This is a genomic window from Nocardioides sp. Root1257 (assembly GCF_001425175.1).
GTDB lineage: Bacteria > Actinomycetota > Actinomycetes > Propionibacteriales > Nocardioidaceae > Nocardioides.
Window position 1 is genome coordinate 607887 of record NZ_LMDV01000009.1, and the last position, 21057, is coordinate 628943.

Below are 21057 nucleotides of genomic sequence, written 5' to 3' on the forward strand. Positions count from 1 at the left end.
ACCCTTCGAGGGAGATCCATCGATGAGTACCAGAACGCTGCTCGGAGCGGCTCTGGCGGTCACGGTCTCGGGCGCACTCGCCCTGGGCCTGCAGGCACCGTCGTCCTCCGACCCCGGCACCCACTCCCACCAGCCCGCCACCAAGGGCCACACCGCGGTGCCGGACCGCGTGGCGCGCAGCGCCGCCCGGTCGTACGTCGGCGACCACCGGTCCGCCTTCAAGACCAGCCCCCACGACACCTTCCGGCAGGCCGGCACCACGAAGGGCACGGCCGGGACGCAGTACGTCGCGTACGACCGCACCTACCGCGGGCTCCCCGTCATCGGCGGTGACTTCGTGCTCGCGGTCGACCCGTCCGGCAAGGTCACCGGCCGCAGCGCGACCCAGCCGCAGGTGATCCGGCTGCGCTCGACCCGCCCGACGGTCCCGGCCGCCACCGCCCGTCGTACGGCGATGCGCCAGGTCGGCCACGTCCAGCGCGCGTCGAAGCCGCAGCTCGTGGTCCTCGCCAAGGGCCGCCCGACGCTGGCCTGGCAGACGCTGGTCGTCGGCACCACGAAGCACCGGCCGACCCGGCTGACCGTCCTCACCAACGCCCGCAACAACAAGGTGCTGAGCAGCTGGGACCGCGTCGTCGACGGCAGCGGCGCCGGCTACTACTACCCCGGCGTCACGATCGGCACGTCGCTGAGCGGCTCGACCTACCGGATGTCCGACTCGACCCGCTCCGGCGTCTCGTGCGCCAACCAGGCGGGCACGATCTACACCGGCCCGGACGACGCCTGGGGCAACGGCTCCGGCACCAACCTCGAGACCGGCTGCGTCGACGTGCTCTACAGCGTCGACAAGGAGGTCGACATGCTGTCGGCCTGGCTCGGTCGCAGCGGCGTCAAGGGCAACGGCACGAGCTACCCGGCCCGGGTCGGCCTCAACGACGTCAACGCCTACTTCGACGGCACGAAGACCAACTTCGGTCACAGCCAGGACGGCGCCCGCCAGCTCACCGCGATCGACATCGTCGCGCACGAGAACGGGCACGGCGTCTTCGAGACCACGCCCGGCGGCTCGACCGGTGACAACGAGACCGGTGGCATGAACGAGGCGACCGGCGACATCTTCGGTGCGCTCACCGAGGCGTACGCCAACAACCCGAACGACCCGGCTGACTTCACGGTCGGCGAGGAGGCGGACCTGGTCGGCGACGGCCCGATCCGCTACATGTACAACCCGAGCATCGTGGGCGACCCGAACTGCTGGTCGTCGAGCATCAAGAACGCCGAGGTGCACGCGGCCGCGGGCCCGCTCAACCACTGGTTCTACCTGCTCTCCCAGGGCTCGGCCGCCTCGCCGGCCTCGCCGACCTGCAACGGGTCGAGCGTGACGGGCGTCGGCATCCAGACCGCCGGCAAGATCTACTACAACGCGATGCTGCTGAAGACGACGTACTGGACGCACGGCAAGGCCCGCGTCGCGACGCTGACCGCGGCGAAGAACCTGTACGGCAGCACCGACTGCACGACGTTCAACCGGGTGAAGGCCGCCTGGGACGCCGTCTCGGTGCCGGCCCAGTCCGGCGAGCCGACCTGCGGGACGAGCGGCGGCGGTGGCACCTGCACCAAGGTCACGGCCACGGGTACGGCGTCGTCGGGCACGTCGACGTACAAGCCGTCCTCGACGGGCGTCACCGTGACGACCGCCGGCACCATCAACGGCTGCCTCACCGGCCCGAGCGGGGTCGACCTCGACCTGTACCTGCAGAAGAAGAGCGGGTCGTCGTGGGTCGACGTGGCAGCCAGTGAGGGCTCGACCGCGACCGAGAGCATCACCTACGCGGCCGCGGCGGGCACCTACCGCTGGGACGTCTACGCCTACTCGGGCTCCGGCGCGTTCACGCTGAAGTACGACACCCCGTAACACCCTCGGGAACGAAGCCGGGGCCCCAGCGCACGCGCTGGGGCCCCGGTCCTTCGTGGCTCACCGGTCTGACGCGAGGGGGTGCGTCAGATCGGGCCCTCCAAAGGCGAGCCCCTCGCTGCATGGGGTCAGCAAGGGGCTCTTGCCGACATCAAGGTGCTCCCTCCGAGTCGACATCCCCATGGTGTCACGGGACCGGTGAGGGTGTCAGCGGTTTGCCAGAAGGACCTGGGGCACGGCTCCCAAGACGTCGGCCTGCTGCGCGCCGCCCAGATCGCACGCTGGCTGCGTTGCCGGCGCTCGGAAGGCGCCCAGCCTGCCTTCGCTTCGGCGCCTTGCCATCGCACGACCTGGACGGCGCTCGCGACGGCCACGCTTGGGAGACGTGCCCCTGGGGTGCGAGGCTGGCCACATGAACGGACTCGACCTTCTCGGCCCCGACCAGCGGGGCCTCTACATCGGCGGCACCTGGCGCGAGGCGGAGGGCGGCGAGCGGCTCGACGTGATCGACCCCGCGGACGGCTCGGTGCTCACCGACGTCGCGAACGGCTCGGTCAACGACGCCGTGGACGCCCTCGACGCAGCGGTGGCCGCCCAGCGCACCTGGGCCACCACCCCGCCCCGCGAGCGCGGGGAGATCCTGCGCACCGCCTTCGGGCTGATCACCGACCGTGCCGACGAGTTCGCGCACCTGATGAGCCTCGAGATGGGCAAGACGGTCGCCGAGGCCCGGGGTGAGGTCGGATACGGCGCCGAGTTCTTCCGGTGGTACGCCGAGGAGGCGGTCCGCATCCACGGCCGCTGGATGCAGGCGCCCGCCGGTGGCAGCCGGCTGCTCACCATCAAGAAGCCGGTCGGCCCCTGCCTCTTCATCACCCCCTGGAACTTCCCGCTCGCGATGGGCACCCGCAAGATCGGCCCGGCGATCGCCGCCGGCTGCACGATGGTGGTCAAGCCGGCCAGCCAGACGCCGCTGACCATGCTGGCGCTGGCCGGGGTGCTCGCCGAGGCGGGCCTGCCCGACGGTGTCCTCAACGTCGTGACGACCAGCCGGCACAGCGAGTTCAGCGAGGCGCTCCAGTCCGACGACCGGCTGCGCAAGGTCAGCTTCACCGGCTCGACTGGGGTCGGGAAGATCCTGGTCCGGCAGTCGGCCGACCAGCTGCAGCGGCTGAGCATGGAGCTCGGGGGCAACGCGCCGTTCATCGTCTTCGAGGACGCCGACGTCGACGCCGCCGTGGACGGCGCGATGATCGCCAAGATGCGCAACATGGGCGAGGCGTGCACCGCCGCGAACGGGTTCCTGGTGCACCGCTCGGTGGCGCAGGAGTTCGCGGAGAAGCTCGGCGAGCGGATGGGCGGGCTCACGGTCGGTCGCGGGCAGGACGCCGGTGTCGACGTCGGTCCGCTGATCGACGAGAAGGCCGTCGAGAGCGTCACCCAGCTCGTCACCGACGCGATCCACGACGGCGCCACGGTCGTGACTGGCGGCCAGACGCCCGAGGGCCCCGGCTACTTCTACCCGCCGACCGTGCTGCTCGACGTGCCCGTCGACTCCGAGATCAACGTGCAGGAGATCTTCGGGCCGGTCGCGCCGATCAGCATCTTCGAGTCCGAGGACGAGGCGATCCGCCAGGCCAACGACACGGAGTACGGGCTCGCGTCGTACGTCTACACGCGCGACCTGGCCCGCACCATCCGGGTGGCCGAGTCCCTGGACTTCGGCATGATCGGCATCAACTCCGGCCTCATCTCCAACCCGGCGGCGCCGTTCGGCGGGGTCAAGGCGAGCGGGTTCGGCCGGGAGGGCGGGTTCGAGGGCATCGAGGAGTACCTGGAGACGACGTACGTCGCGCTGCCGGCCGGCTGAGCCGAGGACGGGCTTGACTTGAAGTTCGCTTGAACTTGTCGGATGGGCGCATGCATGCGATCCGACAGCACGAGACAGGCCCGCCCGACGTCCTCGTCCTCGAGGAGCTCCCCGACCTGGAGCCAGCGACCGGACAGGTCCGGATCGCCGTGGAGGCGAGCGGGGTGCACCTGCTGGACACCTCGCTCCGGCGCGGCGAGCCCGGTCCGTTCCCCCTGCCAGACCTGCCGACGATCCCGGGCCGCGAGGTCGCCGGTGTGGTCGACCGGGTCGGACCGGAGGTCGACGCGACCTGGCTCGGCGCGCGCGTGGTCGCCCACCTCGGGCCGGTCCCGGGCGGGTACGCCGAGCAGGCCGCCACCGGCGTCGAGCAGCTGTTCCGGGTCCCGGCCGGGGTCGGGTTCCCGGACGCGGTCGCCGCGGTCGGCACCGGGCGCACCGCGCTCGGCGTCGTCGAGCTCGAGCCGGCGACGCCCGATGACGTCGTCCTGGTGCTATCGGCCGCGGGTGGGCTGGGCTGGCTGCTGGTCCAGGACGCCCTCGCGCGCGGCGCCACGGTGGTCGCCGCGGCCGGCAGTCCCGCACGCGCGGCCCGGCTCGCGGCCCTCGCCCCGCACCAGGTCGTCGACTACGGGGAGGACGGCTGGGCGGACCGGGTCGACGGCGTGACGCTCGTCTACGACGGGGTCGGAGGAGCAGTGGGTCGGGCGTCACTCGAGCTGCTGCGTCCCGGCGGGCGGCTGGTGATGTTCGGCTTCTCCGCGGGGGAGCCGACCCGGCTCGACACCGGCGACCTGCTCCGCCGCTCGATCACCGCCGGGTGGAGCCTCGGCCCCCGGATGGCCGCGCTGCCGGGCGGGATCCCGGGCCTGGCGGGCCGGGCGCTCGACCGGGTCGCCGCCGGCGGGTGGCGGCCGCTGGTCACGACGTACCCCCTGGCCGACGCGGCGCGGGCGCACGGCGACCTCGAGGGCCGCCGGGCGCTGGGCAAGGTCGTCCTCACCTCCGCGCGATGAAATCGGTGGGCGGTGTCGGTCCCAGCAGACAGACTGAGGAGCAGGAGGGCCGATGACCGACACCGACGTCGACCGCGCAGGCACCCGGCTGCCGCGGGCGCTGACGCCGTTCCGGCACCCGGCCTACCGGCGGCTCGCCGTCGCGCTGGTGCTCGCGACCTTCGCCGGCGGCGTGTGGGTGGTCGGCCTGGTGTGGGAGGTCATCCGGCTCGACGGCGGACCCGCCCAGCTCTCGCTGGTCTCGACAGCCGGTGCGGTCGGCGTGCTGCTGCCGGCGCTGCTCGGCGGGGTGGTCGCCGACCGGGTGCCGCAGAAGGTGATCCTGCTCGGCGTCGCGACCACCGAGTTCGCCTGCATGGGCGTGGTCGCGACCCTGTCCCTGACCGACCTCGCGCAGCTCTGGCAGCTGGCCGTCGTGGGGTTCGTGATCGGCGCCGCGATGGCGTTCTACTACCCGGCGTACTCCGCCTGGCTCCCGGCGCTGGTGCCGGAGGAGGACCTGCTCGCGGTCAACGGCTTCGAGGGCATGATCCGTCCGACCATCGGCCAGGCGATCGGCCCGGCCGTCGCCGGCGTCGTGGTCGGCGCGGCGTCGCCCGGTGCGGCCCTCACGGTCGCGGCCCTGTGCTCCCTCGCCGGCCTGGCCGCGCTCACGATGGTGCCGCTGACCCCGGTGCGCCGCGAGGCCGGGAGCGACCCGACCTCGGTGCTCAGTGACCTGCGGGAGGGGTTCGCCTACATGGTGCGGACGCCGTGGCTGCTGGCCACGCTGCTCTTCGCCTCCCTCCTGGTCTTCCTGATCATGGGTCCGCTCGAGGTGCTGCTGCCGTTCCTGATCAAGGACAAGCTCGGGGGCGGTCCGGGTGACCACGCGCTGGTGCTCGCGGCCTTCGGCATCGGCGGCGCCGTCGGCTCGCTGACCGTCGCCTCGCTGCGGATGCCACGTCGCTACCTCACCTGGATGAACCTGATGTGGGGCCTGGGCTGCCTGCCCTTCGTGGTGATGGGCGTGGCGACGGCGATCTGGCAGCTGGTGGTCGCCGCGTTCGTGCTCGGGGCGTTCTTCTCGGCGCCGATGGTGATCTGGGGAACGCTGCTCCAGCGCCGGGTCCCCTCGCACCTGCTGGGCCGGGTCTCATCCCTCGACTTCTTCGTGTCGGTGAGCCTGATGCCGGTCTCGATGGCCGTCGCCGGCCCGGTGTCCGAGGCGATCGGGCTGCGCACGACCTTCCTGATCGCCGGCACGCTGCCCGCGGTCGCCGCCGCCGTCGCGATCGTGGCCGCCAAGCTGCCGCAGGACGAGGTAGCCCATCCGCTCTAAGTTTTGAACACGTTCAAATCAGGGCTACAGTCGGCGTCATGCGCATCGTCATCCCTGGAGGCACGGGTCAGGTCGGCGGCATCCTGCGACGGCGGTACGCCGCGGCCGGGCACGACGTCGTCGTCCTCAGCCGTCATCCGGAGACGCTCGAGCCCGGCGTCCGGCACCGGTCCTGGGACGGGCGCACGGTCGGCGACTGGGCCGAGGAGCTGGACGGTGCCGACCTCGTCGTCAACCTCGCGGGCCGCACGGTGAGCTGCCGCTACACCGACGAGCACTTGCGCCAGATGATGGACTCGCGCGTCGACTCGACCCGTGCGGTGGGGCAAGCCCTCGAGCTGGCCGCTCGCCCGCCGGCGGTCTGGCTGCAGATGAGCACGGCGACGATCTACGCCGACCGGCGCGATGCGCCCCACGACGAGGCCACCGGCATCATCGGGGGACACGAGCCGCACGTCCCGGCGTACTGGGAGTTCAGCGTGCGGATCGCCCGGGAGTGGGAGGCGGCGCAGCAGGAGGCCACCCTGCCGCACACCCGCCGGGTGGCCCTGCGTGCCGCGATGGTGATGAGCCCGGATCGTGGCGGCGTCTTCGACTACCTGTCCTGGATGGCGCGGCTCGGGCTCGGGGGACCGGTCGCGGGCGGCGGGCAGTATGTGTCGTGGATCCACGGCGACGACTTCTGCCGTGCCGTCGACCTGCTGGCCGAGCGCAGCGACCTCGAGGGCCCGGTGAACCTCGCTGCGCCCGATCCGCTGCCGCAGCGCGAGCTGATGCGCGAGCTGCGCGGGGCCTGGGGCGGGCGCCCAGGACTGCCCGCCACGCGCGCCATGGCCGAGATCGGTGCCTGGGTGCTGCGCACCGACACCGAGCTGCTGCTCAAGAGCCGCCGGGTGGTGCCCGGCAGGCTGCTGGACGCCGGGTTCGCGTTCGAGCACCCGACCTGGGCGGGTGCGGCCGCCGACCTGGTCGCAGGCGTCCGGGAGCGACGCCGCCCCTAGGAGAGCCCGGCCAGCACCTCTTCGTTGTGCCGGTGCCCGACGGTCTCGTAGCCGACCACCGTCACCCACGGCGTCAGCGCGACGACCAGCAGCGACCAGGTCAGCGACGCACCCGACGCCACCAGCACGACCCCGGCCGCCAGCACGACCGTCGAGATGAGGAACAGCACGACGTGGAAGGGGTCGAAGGTGCGGGTGAGCAGGGCGTAGAGCACGAGGAGCAGGCCGACGTAGACCGCGAGCGGCACCGCGAACGCCAGCACGGTCTCGGTGTCGTCGAGCTTGGAGTGCTCCTGGAGCCGGTACGCCGCGGCGTGCAGCCCGGCGCCGACGGCGACGAGCGCGCCGAAGACCGCGATGTGCCCGTAGCCCCAGGCGAAGGACCGCTCCCGGTGGGCGTGCAGGAGGTCGCCGCTCGGCAGCACGAAGTAGGTCCACCACATCCCGAACGTGACGCCGACGCCGGCGATCCCGAGGACCGCGACGTCGACCGTCCAGCCCTTCTCGTCGATGATCGCGGACAGCGTGGCGACGGTGCCGATCAGCCCCTCGCCGAGGGCGATGATGACCAGCAGGCCGTACCGCTCGGCGATGTGGTGGGGGTGCCACGGCGTGCCGACCAGCACCTTCTCCGCGACCAGCGGCCCGATGGCCTCGATGAGGATCAGCAGCACGATCAGGGCGAAGGTCACCGGGATCGACGTCGGTGCGATCGCGAGCGCGATCCAGCCCGCCTGGCTGATGAGCAGCGTGATGATGAAGGTCCGGCAGACCGTCGTCCGCTCCGGGTCCTGCCGCGAGGCGCGCCACCACTGGAAGACCATCGGCACTCGCATCACGACGTACCCGAGCACCATGACGCTGTTGTCCACGTGGTCGCCCTCGTGCAGCGAGTCGAACATCTGGGGCAGGCCGAGCGCCAGGACCAGCACGCCGACCATCTGCACCATGGTGGTCAGCCGGTAGATCCAGTCGTCCGTGTCGTACGCCGAGGCGAACCAGGAGAAGTTGATCCAGGCCCAGCTCACGGCGAAGATCGCGAACGCGAAGCCGAGGACCCCCTCGGCGACGTACCCCTCGGCGAGGAAGTGCGCGAGCTCGCTCGCCGCGGCGCCGAAGGCGATCACGAACGTGAGGTCGAAGAGCAGCTCGAGGGGAGTCGCGGCGCGACCCGTCTCGTGGGGGTCTCGACCCGCCATCCGTACGACGGTGTGGGTCATCCGCTCCGGCATGCGGGCAGCCTAGAAGACGCTGTCAGGTGGCGTCAGGTGCCGTCAGACGCCGGGACCGAGCGCGGAGGAGAGTGCGCCGCGGGAGTGGATGCCGAGCTTGCGGTAGACGTGCGACAGGTGCCACTCGACCGCCTTGACGGTGACGACGAGCTGGTCGGCGATCTCGCGGTTGGTCAGCCCGGTGGCGGCCAGGCGGGCGACGCGCTGCTCGGCCGCGGTCAGCGACGCCAGCGTCTCGCCGAGCACCGGCTGCGGGTCCTCGCCCATCCGGCCGAGGAGTCGTCGGACCCGGCCGAGGAGCGGCCAGAGGTTCTCGTTGCCGGCGTACGTCTCCGCGCCGCGGAGCAGCGCCAGCCCCTCGGCGGCGTCGCCCGGACCGCCACCGAGCAGGAGGAGGCCCGCGAGGTCGGTCTCGATCTGGGCCTTCAGCCGCGCGGCCTCCACGCCGTCGAGCTCGTCGAGGGCCTGGCGCAGCAGCGAGCCCCGGTCGGTGTGCGCGTCGACGGTCGCGAGGGTGCGCAGGCCGAGCGCGATCGGGTACGGCGCGCCGGTCTTGCCGGCCAGGGTGAGGTGGTCGCGGGCGAGCGCGGTCCCCTCGACGCGATGGCCGAGCCGTACGGCGGCGAGGGCCGCCGCCGTGCGCCACGGGATCAGGTCCGGGATGTCCGTGGTGGCGTCGAGCAGGCGCGGGATCCGCGTGAAGTGTGCCGCCGCGAGGTCGATCTCGTTGACGGCCGCACACAGCTCGCCGCGACCGTAGTGGGCGGTCGCCCCGGCGAGGCCGGGGCGTTCGAGGTAGAGGCCGAGCCGCTCGCCGACGGCGCGGGCCTCGGCCAGCTCGCCCCGCGCGAGCCGGCAGTCGAGGGTGGTCGAGAGCAGCGCAGCGCGCTGCGTGTCGTCGAGCTCGCCCTCGGCGGCCTCACCCGCTTGGGTGAGGTACTGGAGCGCAGCGCCGATGGCGCCCGCCCGCGAGTTGAGGAGCCCGCGGTCCAGCAACTCGCGGGCATCGACGATCGCACCACGCTTGGCGACGTCAGAGCCGGAGCTGACCTGGGGGGACGGCATGGTGCTGAGCGTAGGAACAGGCGCTCATCGGCGAGGGGAAACGCAGGAAACTTTGCGCAGGACCAGTCAGGCCCGACCCAGGAAGGCCAGCAGCCGGACGTCGGCGGGCGCCTCGTCGGGGACCATCAGGGCGGGTGCGAACCGGATCCCGCGGTCGGCCTCGGACACTGTCAGGTGGGCGACGGCGAGCAGGGCGAGGGCCAGGTCTGAGGGGATGGGCACGGGCTCGGTCGCCCGCCCCACGTCCCACCCGTGGACGGTGATCTCGAGGGCGGCGGTGGCCACCAGGACCGCGCTGGTGAGGTCCAGGCCGCCGACGAGCACGTCGCCGGGGGCCGGCCGGCTCCAGACCCCGAGCAGCGCACACGCCTTCTCCTCGATGGCCGCGATCCGGCCCTCGGTCGTGTGGGTCAGGTGGACCTCGACGCGGCCCCCGGCCGCCTCGGTGAACGCGTCGAGCGAGTCCTCCATGTGCACGAGCAGGTCGTCCAGCCGCCAGCCGGCGCACGGCGTCGCGCGGTCGAGCACACCGCCCCGGACGCCGCCGAGACGGGCCCGGGTGTAGTCGAGCGCCCGGCCGAGCAGCTCGACCGAGGCGGGGAGGGTCGTCGTCACGACGTGCCGGACACCGTGTAGTCGGCGGGCAGTCGGGCCGGCAGCCCGAAGGTGTCGAAGAGCGAGAGGTCGAAGAACGCCGTCACGTGCCGGACCTGGTCGCCGTCGAGGTCGAGGACCTGGAGCTGGAACGGCGTGAAGTCGCCCTGCGGCGTCCGCATGTAGAGGCCGTACGCCGGCTGGCCGTTGGCGGTCGTCGCGATCATCGGCATGTCGCGGGCGCCGCCGGGGCACTCGTTGCCGATCAGCCAGCCGATGTTGGCGCGGCCGCGGTACCAGCTCGTGAACGGCGGCATGTCCCACGTCGCCTCGGCGGTCAGCATCCCGACGATCGAGTCGACGTCCTTGCGCCAGAACGCGTCGACGTACCGCTCGAGCAGCTGCTGCTGCGCGGCGGTCAGGTCGGGCTCGACGGTGTCGGCGGTCAGGCCGCGCTCCGCGAGCTGGGCGTGCGCGCGCTGGAGGGCGGAGTTGACCGCGGCGGTCGAGGTGTCGAGCGCCTCGGCGACCTCCGCGGCCGACCAGCGCAGCACGTCGCGCAGGATCAGCACCGCCCGCTGCCGGGCCGGGAGGTGCTGGAGGGCGGCCACGAACGCGAGTCGGATGGTGTCGCGCTCGGCCACCTGCACCGCGGCGTCCGGCACCGGCTCGAGCCAGGTGACCTCGTGGTCGAGCTCGAGCGCGTCGCCGGCGATCGCGTCCGGGGTGCCCAGCCCGGCGGGCAGCGGTCGCCGCGGCCGGTTCTCGAGGTTGGTCAGGCAGACGTTGGTGGCGATCCGGTAGAGCCAGGTGCGCACCGAGGAGCGGCCCTCGAAGCTGGCGGAGGCCCGCCAGGCGCGCAGGAACGTCTCCTGCACGAGGTCCTCCGCCTCGTGCACGGACCCGGACATCCGGTAGCAGTGCGCGAGCAGCTCGCGCTGGTAGCGCTGCGTCAGCGTCGGGAAGTCGTCGAGCTCGGTGGTGGGTTCGAGTGTCGCCATGACCGGTCCAGTCTGCATGGCACTACCGACCGGCGTCGACCGCCAAACTCATCGCTCGCTCCGCGGCGGGTACGGCGAGCGCCCGGTCGGCGGGGATCAGGCCGACCCGGGTGCGCCGGTCGAGCAGGTCGTCGACGTCCGCCGCGCCCTCGTGGGTGACCCCGAAGATCAGCTCGGCCAGCGTCACCGGGACCCCCTCGGCGATCGGCGCCAGGAGCTCGTCGTCACCGAGCCCGCTGACGGCGCGGGCGTTGTCGAGGACCAGCCGGGCGTCGGTGCCGAAGCGGCGCACCAGACGGGCCGGCTCCTCGAGCTCGGCGAGCCGCGGTCGCGGCGCCGCCCCGAGCAGCGGGAGCTCCGCGGTGCGGCACGGCCCGGCCCGCAGGCCGGCGTGGGTGACCGCGGCGTCGACCGCGTCCTCGGCCATCCGCCGGTACGTCGTGAGCTTGCCGCCGACGATCGTGATCACGCCGGTGGCGCTGGTGAGCACGGCGTGCCGGCGCGACAGGTCGGACGTCGTGCCGGATCCGTCGCCGGACGACAGCAGCGGCCGGAGCCCGGCGTACGCCCCGATGACGTCGCTGCGGTGCAGCGGCCGCTCGAACGCCGCGGACGCAACGTCGAGCAGGAAGCCGATCTCGGGCTCGGACGGCTCGGGCACGTCGGGGATGTCGCCGTCGACGGGCTCGTCGGTGAGGCCGATGTAGATCGTGCCGTCCGGCTGGGGCAGCACGTTGATGAACCGGCCGGTCGTGCCCGGGATCGGTGCGAAGACCGAGGTCCGCAGGCCGGGGATGCTCGACCCGCGCAGGACCAGGTGGGTGCCGCGGCTGGGGCGCAGGGTGACCTCGGGGACCAGGTCGCCCGCCCACACGCCGGCGGCGTTGATGACCGTCCGCGCGGTCACGGTTCTGGTGGTCCCCGTCAGCTCGTCGCGGAGCTCGACCTGGGTGCCCGAGGCGCTGAGGACGCGGGCGCGGGTGCGCACGTGGGCGCCGTACGACGCAGCGGTGCGCGCGACGTTGGTGACCAGTCGTGCATCGTCCTCGAGCTGGCCGTCCCAGGTCACCATCGCGCCGCGGAGCCCGGCGGTCCGGAGCGGGGCGAGCTGCAGCGCCTCGACCGCGGAGATGCGTCGTGGCCGCGGGAGGGTCGAGGAGGAGGTGCCGGCCGCGCGTCGCAGCACGTCGCCCCCGAGCAGCCCGGCCCCGGTCAGCACCGCGATGCGCCGGGTCGTGACCGAGCCGAGCGGGATCACCATCGACAGGGCGTGGGTGAGGTGCGGCGCGGTGACGTCCATCAGGATGCCGCGCTCGACGGCGCTCTCGTGGGCCACGCCGAACTGGAGCTTCGCCAGGTAGCGCAGGCCGCCGTGGACCAGCTTGGAGGACCAGCGCGACGTACCGAACGCGAGGTCGTGGGCGTCCACCGCGAGCACGGACAGGCCGCGGGTGACGGCGTCGAGGGCGACGCCGACGCCGGTGATGCCGAGCCCGATGACCACGACGTCCACGTCGGTGGGGGCGCCCGCCAGGCCGGGGGTGATCCGGGTGGCGGTCATGGCAGCAGTCCTCGGGTCAGCGCTCGCCGGAGCTCGGAGTCGAGGTCGTCGAGCGAGACCACGTCGTCGACCATCGTGTGGGCGGACAGCACGAACCCGTGGGCGGCCAGCAGCATCGCGCGGGCCATCAGCTCGGGGTTGCCGTCACGCACGTCGCCGGCGGCCTGCGCGTCGCGCAGCGCGGCGACGGTGAGCTCGAGGATCGCCTCCTGCGAGCGGCCGCGCCGGGAGAAGAGGTAGGGGAGGATCAGCTCCGGGTCCAGGTCGACGATGCGGATGAAGAGCTCGTTCTCGCGCAGCCGCCGCACGGTGCCGACGATGTCGCCGACCAGCCGCTCGACGGTCGGGGTGTCCGGACCGTTCGTGGTCTGGGCGTCGGCGAGGGCGTCGGCCACGACCGTGCCCCACTCGCGGGTCATCAGGTCCGAGAGGAGCTGGGGCATGTCGGCCCAGGTCCGGTAGATCGTCATCCGGGAGACGCCGGCGCGACGCGCGACCTCGGTGAGCGTCGTACGCCGCCACCCGACGTCGAGGATGCAGTCGCGGGCGGCGTCGAGGTAGAGGCTCTCCCGATCGTCCGGCCCTGGTTCGGTGTTGTGACGAAGTGACGTCATGTGTCACAGTGTAACGCATGGCGTCCCACCCGAGCACCGAGATGCACCCGTCCCGCTGGGGAGACCCGGCCCGCGCCCAGGCGCTGCCGGCCGAGACCCGTGGCCTGGTCGAGATGGTCTTCGGCCTCGACGACCGACCGGCCGTGCGCGAGGCGCCCCTGGCCCCGCCGGCGATCGACCCCGTCGTGCTGGCCGCCCTCGTCGCCCTGCTGGGCGCGGAGCAGGTGCGCACCGACGACGACACCCGTCGGCTCCGCACCCGCGGCAAGTCGACGCCCGACCTGGTCAAGGCCCGGACCGGCGACCTCACTGACGCGCCGGACGCCGTCGTCCGGCCCGGCACCCACGACGAGGTCGCCGCCGTTCTCGCCCTCGCAGTCGAGCACCACCTCGCGGTGGTGCCCTTCGGCGGCGGTACGTCGGTCACCGGTGGCCTCGTCGCCGCCCGCGACGGGTTCACCGGCGTGCTGAGCCTCGACCTGGTGCGGATGAAGCGACTCGTCTCGGTGGACCACCTCTCCATGACCGCGACCCTCGAGCCCGGCCTGCGCGGCCCCGAGGCGGAGGCACTGCTCGCGGCCGAGGGCGTGACGCTCGGCCACTACCCGCAGTCGTGGGAGTACGCCTCCATCGGCGGCTTCGCCGCGACCCGCTCCAGCGGCCAGTCGAGTGCCGGCTACGGCCGCTTCGACGCGCTCGTCGTCGGGCTCACCGTCGCCACCCCGCGTGGCCGGGTCGACCTGGGCAGTGCGCCGGCCAACGCGGCCGGCCCCGACCTGCGCCAGCTGTTCCTCGGCTCCGAGGGCGCCTTCGGCGTGATCACCGCCGTCACCGTCCGGGTCCGTGCCCTGCCCGAGGTCAAGGTCTACGAGGGCTGGCGCTGGACGTCGTTCGCCGAGGGTGCCGCGGCCATGCGCACCCTCGCCCAGGCCGGCCTGCTGCCCACCGTGATCCGCCTCTCCGACGAGGCCGAGACCGCGATCAACCTGGCCGACCCGGGCGCGATCGGTGGCGAGGGCGCCGCCGGGTGCCTGATGATCACCGGCTTCGAGGGCACGCCCGACGCGGTCGCGGCCAAGCGTGCAGCCGTGACCACGGTGCTGGCCGGGCTCGGGGGCGACCCGGTCGGTGAGGCGGCCGGCGAGAAGTGGTCGCACGGACGCTTCGACGCGCCGTACCTCCGCGACTCGATGCTGGACGCCGGCGTGCTCGTCGAGACCCTGGAGACCGCGACGTTCTGGTCCAACGTGGACCGGCTGTACGCCGACGTGAAGGCCGCGCTGAGCGCCGCGCTGGGCGACCCGTCGATCGTGCTCTGCCACATCTCGCACGTGTACGAGACGGGGTGCTCGCTCTACTTCACCGTCGCCGCGAAGGAGGCCGAGGACCCGCTGCCCCAGTGGGCCCGGGCCAAGGTCGCCGCCAGCGACGCGATGATCGCCGCGGGGGCGACGATCACCCACCACCACGCGGTGGGCACCGACCACAAGCCGTGGCTGGCGCAGGAGATCGGGCCGCTGGGCGTCTCGGTGCTGCGCGCGGTCAAGGCGGACCTCGACCCCACCGGCATCCTCAACCCGGGGGTGCTGATCCCGTGAGCTCCTTGGAGAACGGCAGAGCCTTCAGCTTCCTGGTCAACCCGACCTCCGGCGGCGGGGCCGCCCCCGGTGCCGTCGTGCCGGTCGCCCGCGCGCTCCGCGAGGCCGGGGCGGTCGTCGACGTCACGTACTCACCCGGGCCCCAGGCCATGGCGCGCCTGGTCGACGAGGCCGTCGACCGCGGCGACGTCGTCGTGTCGGTCGGCGGCGACGGCATGCTCTCCTCCCTCGCCGGGCTGGTCGCCGGCCGCGGCGCGACCTTCGGGGTGGTCCCTGCCGGCCGGGGCAACGACTTCGCCCGCATGCTCGGGGTGCCCGAGGACCCTGAGGAGCAGGCCCGGATGCTGCTCGAGGCCGACGTACGCCGGATCGACCTGCTGTCCGTCACCGGCCTGGGCGAGCGGCGGATGGTCGCCGGGTCGGTCTACGCCGGCGTCGACGCCCGCGCCGCCGAGATCGTCGACCGGGCCACCTGGCTGCCGCGCTCGCTCCAGTACCCCTACGCCGCGCTGCGCGCCCTGGCGAGCTACCGTCCCGGCCACTACCGGGTCGTGGTCGACGGCGAGGCGCGGGAGTACGACGCCGCGACGGTCGTGGTCGCGAACTCGGCCTACTACGGCAAGGGCATGCAGATCGCCCCGCCCGCCTCCGTCGAGGACGGCGTCCTCGACGTGGTCGTGATCGAGGCCGCCTCGCGGCTGGCCCTGATGCGCTCGCTGCCGAAGGTGTACGACGGCGCGCACGTCGACCTCGACGAGGTGACGGTGCTGTCGGGCCGGCGCGTCGAGATCACCGGCAGTGCCCGGAAGCCGATCCCCGTCGGCGGAGACGGGGAGCCGCTCGGCCCCCTGCCCGCCCTGGGCTCCGCGCCCGCCGTGGTCGAGGTCAGCCCCGGAGCGCTGGGGATCATCTGCTGAAGGACCACACCAGCAGATCGGTCGGCACCGCGGCGGTGACCGCGTGCTCGCGCTCGTCGCGCATCCGGAAGGCGTCGCCCTCCGAGAGCGGCTCGGCCATCGAGGAGCGGACGAGAGCGCCGCTGGCGACGTAGACGTGCAGGAGCGGCTCGTCCGGCAGGGTGACCGTGTCGCCCGCTGCCAACCGCGCGACCCGGAAGGTCGCGTCGCCGATCCGGGCGACCTCGGTCAGCTCGCCGGGGACCGGGTCGACGGGCGTGACGGCGTACGCCGGCTCGACGCCGAGGACGTCGGGGGTCAGCCAGGCCTGGACGAACCGGGTCGGGCCGTCGGGTCCGGCGACCTCCGCGTGGGTGACGCCGGAGCCGGCGGAGAGCACCTGCACCTCGCCGGGCCGGACGACGCCCGTGTGCCCCTCCGAGTCGGAGTGCTGCAGCGCGCCGGTGAGCACCCAGGTCACGATGTCGACGTCGCGGTGCGGGTGGTCCTCGAAGCCGCGCCCGGGCCCGAGCAGGTGGTCGTCGTGGCAGACCAGCCGGCCGAAGCCGACGTTGTCGGGGTCGTAGTGCGGCCCGAACGAGAACGAGTGTCGGGTGATATGTCCCTCACCCCGGGTGAGGAAGCGAGCCGTTCCACGGCGGATCTCGACGCTCACAGGCATCATTGTGCCCGTGCCCGACCCACGCCCGACCTCGGGTCTTCCTCAGCTCCCACCCGGCTTCCGATTCGGGACCAGCACCGCGTCGTACCAGATCGAGGGCGCTGCGACCGAGGACGGCAAGGGCCCCAGCATCTGGGACACGTTCAGTGCTCAGCCGGGCCGGATCCTGGACGGTTCGACGGGCGCCGTCGCGTGCGACCACTTCCACCGGTACGCCGAGGACGTGGCCCTGATGAAGCGTCTCGGCGTCGGCGGCTACCGGCTGTCGGTGTCGTGGCCGCGCGTCCAGCCGACCGGCTCCGGGCCGGCGAACGCGAAGGGCCTGGCCTTCTACGACCGGCTGATCGACGAGCTGCTGGCCAACGACGTGCAGCCCATGGTGACGCTCTACCACTGGGACCTGCCGCAGGCGCTCGAGGACGACGGCGGCTGGCTCAACCGCGCGACGGTCGACCGGTTCGCCGAGTACGCCGCGATCCTCGGCGAGAGGTTCGCGGACCGGGTGGAGCACTGGATTCCGGTCAACGAGCCCAACGTCGTGATGATGATGGGCTACGCGACCGGCATGCACGCGCCGGGTCGTGAGCTGATGTTCGACTCGATGCCGGTGGCCCACCACCTGCTGCTCGGCCACGGTCGCGCGGCGATGGCGCTGCGCGCCGCCGGGGCGACGAGCATCGGGTGCGCCAACAACCACGCCCCCATGTGGCCGGCCAGCGACGACGCGGCCGACGTGGGCGCGACCAAGCTCTTCGACGCCCTGTGGAACGGCATGTTCAGCGAGCCGATGCTGCTCGGCCGCTACCCGGCCGACCTGGCCCCGCTCTTCGAGGACATCGTCCGCGAGGGCGACATGGCGACGATCCGGCAGCCCCTCGACTTCTACGGCGTCAACTACTACAACCCGTTCAAGATCGGCGCCGCCGGCGAGGACTCGGAGATGCCCTTCGAGTTCCGCGAGCTGCTCGGCTATCCGGTCACCGACTTCGGGTGGCCGATCGTGCCCGACGCGCTGCGCGAGTGGCTGATCCTGCTCCGGGCCCGCTTCCGGGCCGCGCTGCCCCCGATCTACATCACCGAGTCCGGCTGCGCCTACAACATGGGGCCCGACGAGGCCGGGGTCGTCGACGACCAGCAGCGCATCGACTACCTGGACGCCCACCTGCGCGCGGTCGCGACCGCGGTGCAGCGCGGCGTCGACGTACGCGGCTACTACACGTGGTCGCTGATGGACAACTTCGAGTGGTCCGAGGGATTCACCCAGCGCTTCGGCCTCGTGCACGTCGACTACGACACGTTGAAGCGCACGCCGAAGCGGTCGTTCGACTGGTTCGCCGAGATGATCGCGGCGCAGACGAAGTCGTTGGGCTGAGGCCCCACCGACCGGTCAGTCGAGCGGCTCGTCGACCGCGTCGAAGGCGCGGGAGAGGTAGGGCGCCATCAGCGTCGCGTACTCCTCGGAGATGTGCGCGAAGTCGCGGTAGACGATGACCCGGCCGATCACGGCGTAGCAGAGCGCGTCGTCGCAGAACTGGTCCGTCATCGTGATCAGGCGCACGCCGGGCCCGGCGGTGGCGACCGCGTCGGCCTGGACGTCGGGGACCAGCGCGTCGTCGCGGGGGCTCGCGCAGGCCTCCGGGTCGTCGAGGTGCGCGGCGACGCAGTTGGGCGAGTTCTTGCTGCCCTTGGTCTCGGGGACGTCGTGGATCACCACGACCTGCTTGCCCGCGTCGACGAGTCGCTGCCACACCGCGTGGAAGCCGTCGGTCGCCGGGTCGGCGAAGTCGGTGTCCGGCCCCTGGTCCCACTGGTAGGTCGAGGAGTCGGCGGACACGAAGACGGTGTCGATGTCGGGGTCGGCGAGGATCCGGCGCTCGACCTCGTCGTTGCCGTCGCGGCACAGCTCGTAGCGGTGCTCGGGCCAGTCCTTGCGGACGGCGGTGGCGTCGGTCAACGGGCAGCCGGACCGGGTGAAGGTGCGCACCCGCCAGCCGCGGTCGCGGCCGATCCGGTCGAACGTCGGGAACCAGTGCGTCGAGTGCGAGTCGCCCGCCACCGCGATGGTGCGCTTCGGGTCCTCGGTGGTGCCGAGGTCGCAGGTGTGCACGGGAACGACGGTCGGCATCGACATGCAGTCGGGGAACGCGAGCACGTCGTTCTGCTCGACCACGGCGGCGGGGTCCTGGACCGGGTCGCCCTCGCCGCCGACAGTCCCGCACGACGATCGGTTGCGCGGGTCGAGCGTCGAGGGCCCGATGCACGGGGCGTCGCCGGCCAGCGCCTGCTCGACGACCTGGTCGCTGGCCGCCTGCGCCGCCGCCACGTCCCGGTTGAGATCGACTTGGAGCAGCCCGGCCCCGGCGACCACCACGACCATCCCGGCCGCACCCAGCGCGTAGGCGCGCCACGGGACGTCCGAGAGCGCGCGGTGCGTGCGCACCGGGTCCTCGACCCAGCGGGTGCAGGCCCACGAGACGACCACCGTGGCCACGAAGATCCCGACCTTGTCGCGGGTGCGCAGGTCGACACCGGTGATGAAGGGCAGCACGACGATCAGCGGCCAGTGCCACAGGTACATGGCGTACGAGATGTCGCCGATGAAGGTCGCGGGTCGCCACGCCAGCGGGCGGGAGACGGCGGTCGGTGCGGTGCTGGTGCCGGCCACGATCACCGCCGCCGTGCCGAGCACGGGCACGGCCGCGATCCAGCCGGGGAAGGCCGTGGCGTCGGAGAGCGCGAAGCCGGCCCACACGACGGCCGCCAGGCCGGCCCAGCCCAGCAGCACCCGGAGCGGCTCCCGCTGCCGGAGCCACGGGTCGGCCGAGGCGCCGAGCAGGCCGACCAGCGCGCCGATGCCGAACTCCCAGGCGCGGGTCGGGGTCACGAAGTAGGCGCGCGCGGTGTCGTGGGAGGTGATGACGACGGAGTACGCGAAGGACGCCAGCACGACCGCGCCGAACCCGCCGGTGAGCACCGGCCGGAGCGCGCCGCCGCGACGGCGTACGAACAGGAGGGCGGCGACGACGAGGAGCGGCCAGACCAGGTAGAACTGCTCCTCCACCGAGAGCGACCAGTAGTGCTGCACGAGCGTCGGCTCGTTGCCGATCGCGGAGTAGTCGACGGCCTCGGCGGCCAGCGCCCAGTTCTCCACGTAGAGCGCGCTGGCGCCGATCTGGCGCAGGGTCTGGTCCCACATCGACTGGGGCACCCACACCCAGGTCAGCACCAGGCTGACGGCGAGCACCAGCAGCGAGGCGGGCAGCAGCCGCCGGATCCGGCGTCCCCAGAACCGCACCAGCGAGAGCTGCGAGGTGGAGTCGGCCTCGCGGAAGAGGTGGGAGGTGATCAGGAAGCCCGAGAGCACGAAGAAGACGTCGACCCCGACGTAGCCGCCCGGGACCCGGTTGGGGTAGAGGTGGTAGGCGATCACCAGCAGGACGGCGACCGCGCGCAGCCCCTGGATCTCCGGCCGGAACCCGCGCCGGACCGTGTTCTCGCTGTTCATCGCGCCGGGAACACTACCCGCGCGGCGTCCCCTGCCCGCCATCGTCGAGCGCCGCCCGCAGCCCCTCGACGACGCGCTCCAGACGCTCGGGACTGGTCGCGAGGTTGAGGCGCACGTGCCCGGTCAGCCCCGGCTGGTAGTCCTGCCCGGGCGCCAGCCGGACGCCGTGAGCGAGCGCGGCCTCGGCCGGGTCGTCGACGCCGTAGGCCCGCAGGTCGAGCCAGGCGAGGTACGTCGCCTCGAGCGGTCGCATCCGGGCCTTCGGCAGCCGGTCGGCGAGCAGCTCGGCGAGCAGGGTGCGCTGCTGGGTCAGGCGCTCGACCAGCGCCGCGAGCCAGTCGTCGCAGTCGCGCCAGGCGACGGTGCCCGCGACGATGCCCAGGCTGGACCAGGTGTTCTGGGCGGGGATCGGCGCGGCTGCCAGCCGGGCGCGGTCGGCCGGGTCGAGCACGACCAGCTGCGCGCCGTGGGTGGCCGGCATGTTGAACGCCTTCGACGGGCTGGTGACCAGGACCGCGCGGTCGTCGAGGCTGAGGTACGGCGTGAACGTCCGCTCCTCTGCACCGAGCGGGGCCAGCACCAGCGGCGCGTGGATCTCGTCGGTGATCACCCGGGCGTCGTACTCGCGGGCGAGCGCCGCCAGCCCGGCGAGCTCGGCCCGGGACGGCACGTGGCCGAGCGGGTTGTGCGGGTTGCAGAGCAGCAGCGTGCGGGCGCCCCGGGCGAACGCCCGGGAGACGGCGCACAGGTCGAGGCTCGCGTCGTCGGACTCGGGGTCGAGCTCGATCGGCACCACCTCGCGGCCGGTGACCTCGACCGCGTGCCGGAACGGCGGGTAGCAGGGCATCGGCACCACGACCGGCCCCGGCGGGCAGAGCACCTCGAGCGCCAGGCGAATGCCGCTGACCACGCCGCCGGTCGCGACCGAGGCCTCGGCCGGGACGTCCCAGCCCCAGTGCCGCGCGGCGAAGCCCGAGAACGCCGCGCCGAGGTCGTCGCCGTGCGGCGGGTAGCCCAGCGCGCCCCGTCGTACGGCGTCGACGAGCGCCTCGGTGATCGGCTCGGCCTGGGCGTAGTCCATCTCGGCGACCCACGCGGGCACCACGTCCGGCAGCTCCCACTTGAGCGGCAGCGCGGCCCGGGCCTCGGCGTCGGTGAGATCGCGGATCACCGTCGCAACCTACCG

At 72.9% G+C, this 21057-nt stretch carries 17 protein-coding genes; 8 read left to right on the top strand and 9 right to left on the bottom strand.

Translation table 11 applies throughout. The features are described 5' to 3' along the window. Window positions 1-22 precede the first annotated feature (22 nt). From ASC77_RS17055 to ASC77_RS17075, 5 genes are all read left to right on the top strand, one after another. Window positions 23-1915, top strand: a complete 1893-nt coding sequence (locus ASC77_RS17055; RefSeq protein ID WP_056155610.1) for a M4 family metallopeptidase — start codon at window positions 23-25, stop codon at window positions 1913-1915. 412 nt (window positions 1916-2327) lie between these two features. After that, window positions 2328-3785: an NAD-dependent succinate-semialdehyde dehydrogenase gene (locus ASC77_RS17060; protein WP_056155613.1), complete on the top strand. Its 1458-nt coding sequence runs from the start codon at window positions 2328-2330 to the stop codon at window positions 3783-3785. Window positions 3786-3835: 50 nt separating this feature from the next. Next, window positions 3836-4801: a zinc-binding dehydrogenase gene (locus tag ASC77_RS17065; RefSeq protein ID WP_056155616.1), complete on the top strand. Its 966-nt coding sequence runs from the start codon at window positions 3836-3838 to the stop codon at window positions 4799-4801. 52 nt (window positions 4802-4853) lie between these two features. Next, entirely contained in the window at window positions 4854-6122 is a 1269-nt protein-coding gene (locus tag ASC77_RS17070) for an MFS transporter (protein ID WP_056155619.1), read from the top strand. A 38-nt stretch (window positions 6123-6160) separates the two neighbouring features. Continuing rightward, window positions 6161-7123, top strand: a complete 963-nt coding sequence (locus ASC77_RS17075; protein WP_056155622.1) for an epimerase — start codon at window positions 6161-6163, stop codon at window positions 7121-7123. Here ASC77_RS17075 and ASC77_RS17080 read toward each other — a convergent pair. The 6 genes from ASC77_RS17080 to ASC77_RS17105 all read right to left on the bottom strand — a co-directional run bounded on the left by ASC77_RS17080 (window position 7120) and on the right by ASC77_RS17105 (window position 13190). Next, on the bottom strand, window positions 7120-8355 hold the full coding sequence (locus ASC77_RS17080; RefSeq protein ID WP_056155626.1) for a low temperature requirement protein A: 1236 nt from the start codon (window positions 8353-8355) through the stop codon (window positions 7120-7122). The genes ASC77_RS17075 and ASC77_RS17080 overlap by 4 nt on opposite strands. A gap of 42 nt (window positions 8356-8397) precedes the next feature. Next, on the bottom strand, window positions 8398-9420 hold the full coding sequence (locus ASC77_RS17085; RefSeq protein WP_056155629.1) for a helix-turn-helix domain-containing protein: 1023 nt from the start codon (window positions 9418-9420) through the stop codon (window positions 8398-8400). A 66-nt stretch (window positions 9421-9486) separates the two neighbouring features. Further along, window positions 9487-10035, bottom strand: coding sequence for a TIGR03086 family metal-binding protein (locus ASC77_RS17090; RefSeq protein WP_056155632.1), 549 nt, complete (start codon window positions 10033-10035; stop codon window positions 9487-9489). Continuing rightward, on the bottom strand, window positions 10032-11015 hold the full coding sequence (locus tag ASC77_RS17095) for a sigma-70 family RNA polymerase sigma factor (protein ID WP_056155637.1): 984 nt from the start codon (window positions 11013-11015) through the stop codon (window positions 10032-10034). The genes ASC77_RS17090 and ASC77_RS17095 overlap by 4 nt, the downstream gene beginning before the upstream one ends. A 22-nt stretch (window positions 11016-11037) precedes the next feature. Then, window positions 11038-12576 (bottom strand): glycerol-3-phosphate dehydrogenase/oxidase, encoded by a 1539-nt coding sequence (locus ASC77_RS17100; protein WP_056155639.1) that lies wholly within the window; start codon window positions 12574-12576, stop codon window positions 11038-11040. After that, complete coding sequence (locus ASC77_RS17105; RefSeq protein ID WP_056155642.1) at window positions 12573-13190, bottom strand: TetR/AcrR family transcriptional regulator; 618 nt, start codon at window positions 13188-13190, stop codon at window positions 12573-12575. The genes ASC77_RS17100 and ASC77_RS17105 overlap by 4 nt, the downstream gene beginning before the upstream one ends. A gap of 17 nt (window positions 13191-13207) precedes the next feature. Here ASC77_RS17105 and ASC77_RS17110 point away from each other — a divergent pair, with 17 nt between their 5' ends. Next, window positions 13208-14788 (top strand): FAD-binding oxidoreductase, encoded by a 1581-nt coding sequence (locus ASC77_RS17110; protein ID WP_056155645.1) that lies wholly within the window; start codon window positions 13208-13210, stop codon window positions 14786-14788. Beyond that, window positions 14785-15705, top strand: coding sequence for a diacylglycerol/lipid kinase family protein (locus tag ASC77_RS17115; protein ID WP_056155647.1), 921 nt, complete (start codon window positions 14785-14787; stop codon window positions 15703-15705). The genes ASC77_RS17110 and ASC77_RS17115 overlap by 4 nt, the downstream gene beginning before the upstream one ends. On the opposite strand, the gene ASC77_RS17120 is transcribed toward ASC77_RS17115, so the two are convergent. Next, a complete protein-coding gene (locus tag ASC77_RS17120) occupies window positions 15695-16360 on the bottom strand; it encodes a pirin family protein (RefSeq protein ID WP_056155650.1) in 666 nt (221 codons plus the stop codon). The two genes, ASC77_RS17115 and ASC77_RS17120, sit on opposite strands and share 11 nt — an antisense overlap. A gap of 16 nt (window positions 16361-16376) precedes the next feature. On the opposite strand from ASC77_RS17120, the gene ASC77_RS17125 reads away from it, so the two are divergent. Beyond that, entirely contained in the window at window positions 16377-17738 is a 1362-nt protein-coding gene (locus tag ASC77_RS17125) for a GH1 family beta-glucosidase (RefSeq protein ID WP_056155652.1), read from the top strand. A gap of 15 nt (window positions 17739-17753) precedes the next feature. Here ASC77_RS17125 and ASC77_RS17130 read toward each other — a convergent pair whose 3' ends face one another. Next, on the bottom strand, window positions 17754-19871 hold the full coding sequence (locus tag ASC77_RS17130) for an acyltransferase family protein (RefSeq protein WP_056155655.1): 2118 nt from the start codon (window positions 19869-19871) through the stop codon (window positions 17754-17756). Between the two features lie 13 nt (window positions 19872-19884). Next, complete coding sequence (locus tag ASC77_RS17135) at window positions 19885-21042, bottom strand: MalY/PatB family protein (RefSeq protein ID WP_056155657.1); 1158 nt, start codon at window positions 21040-21042, stop codon at window positions 19885-19887. Window positions 21043-21057: the final 15 nt, after the last annotated feature.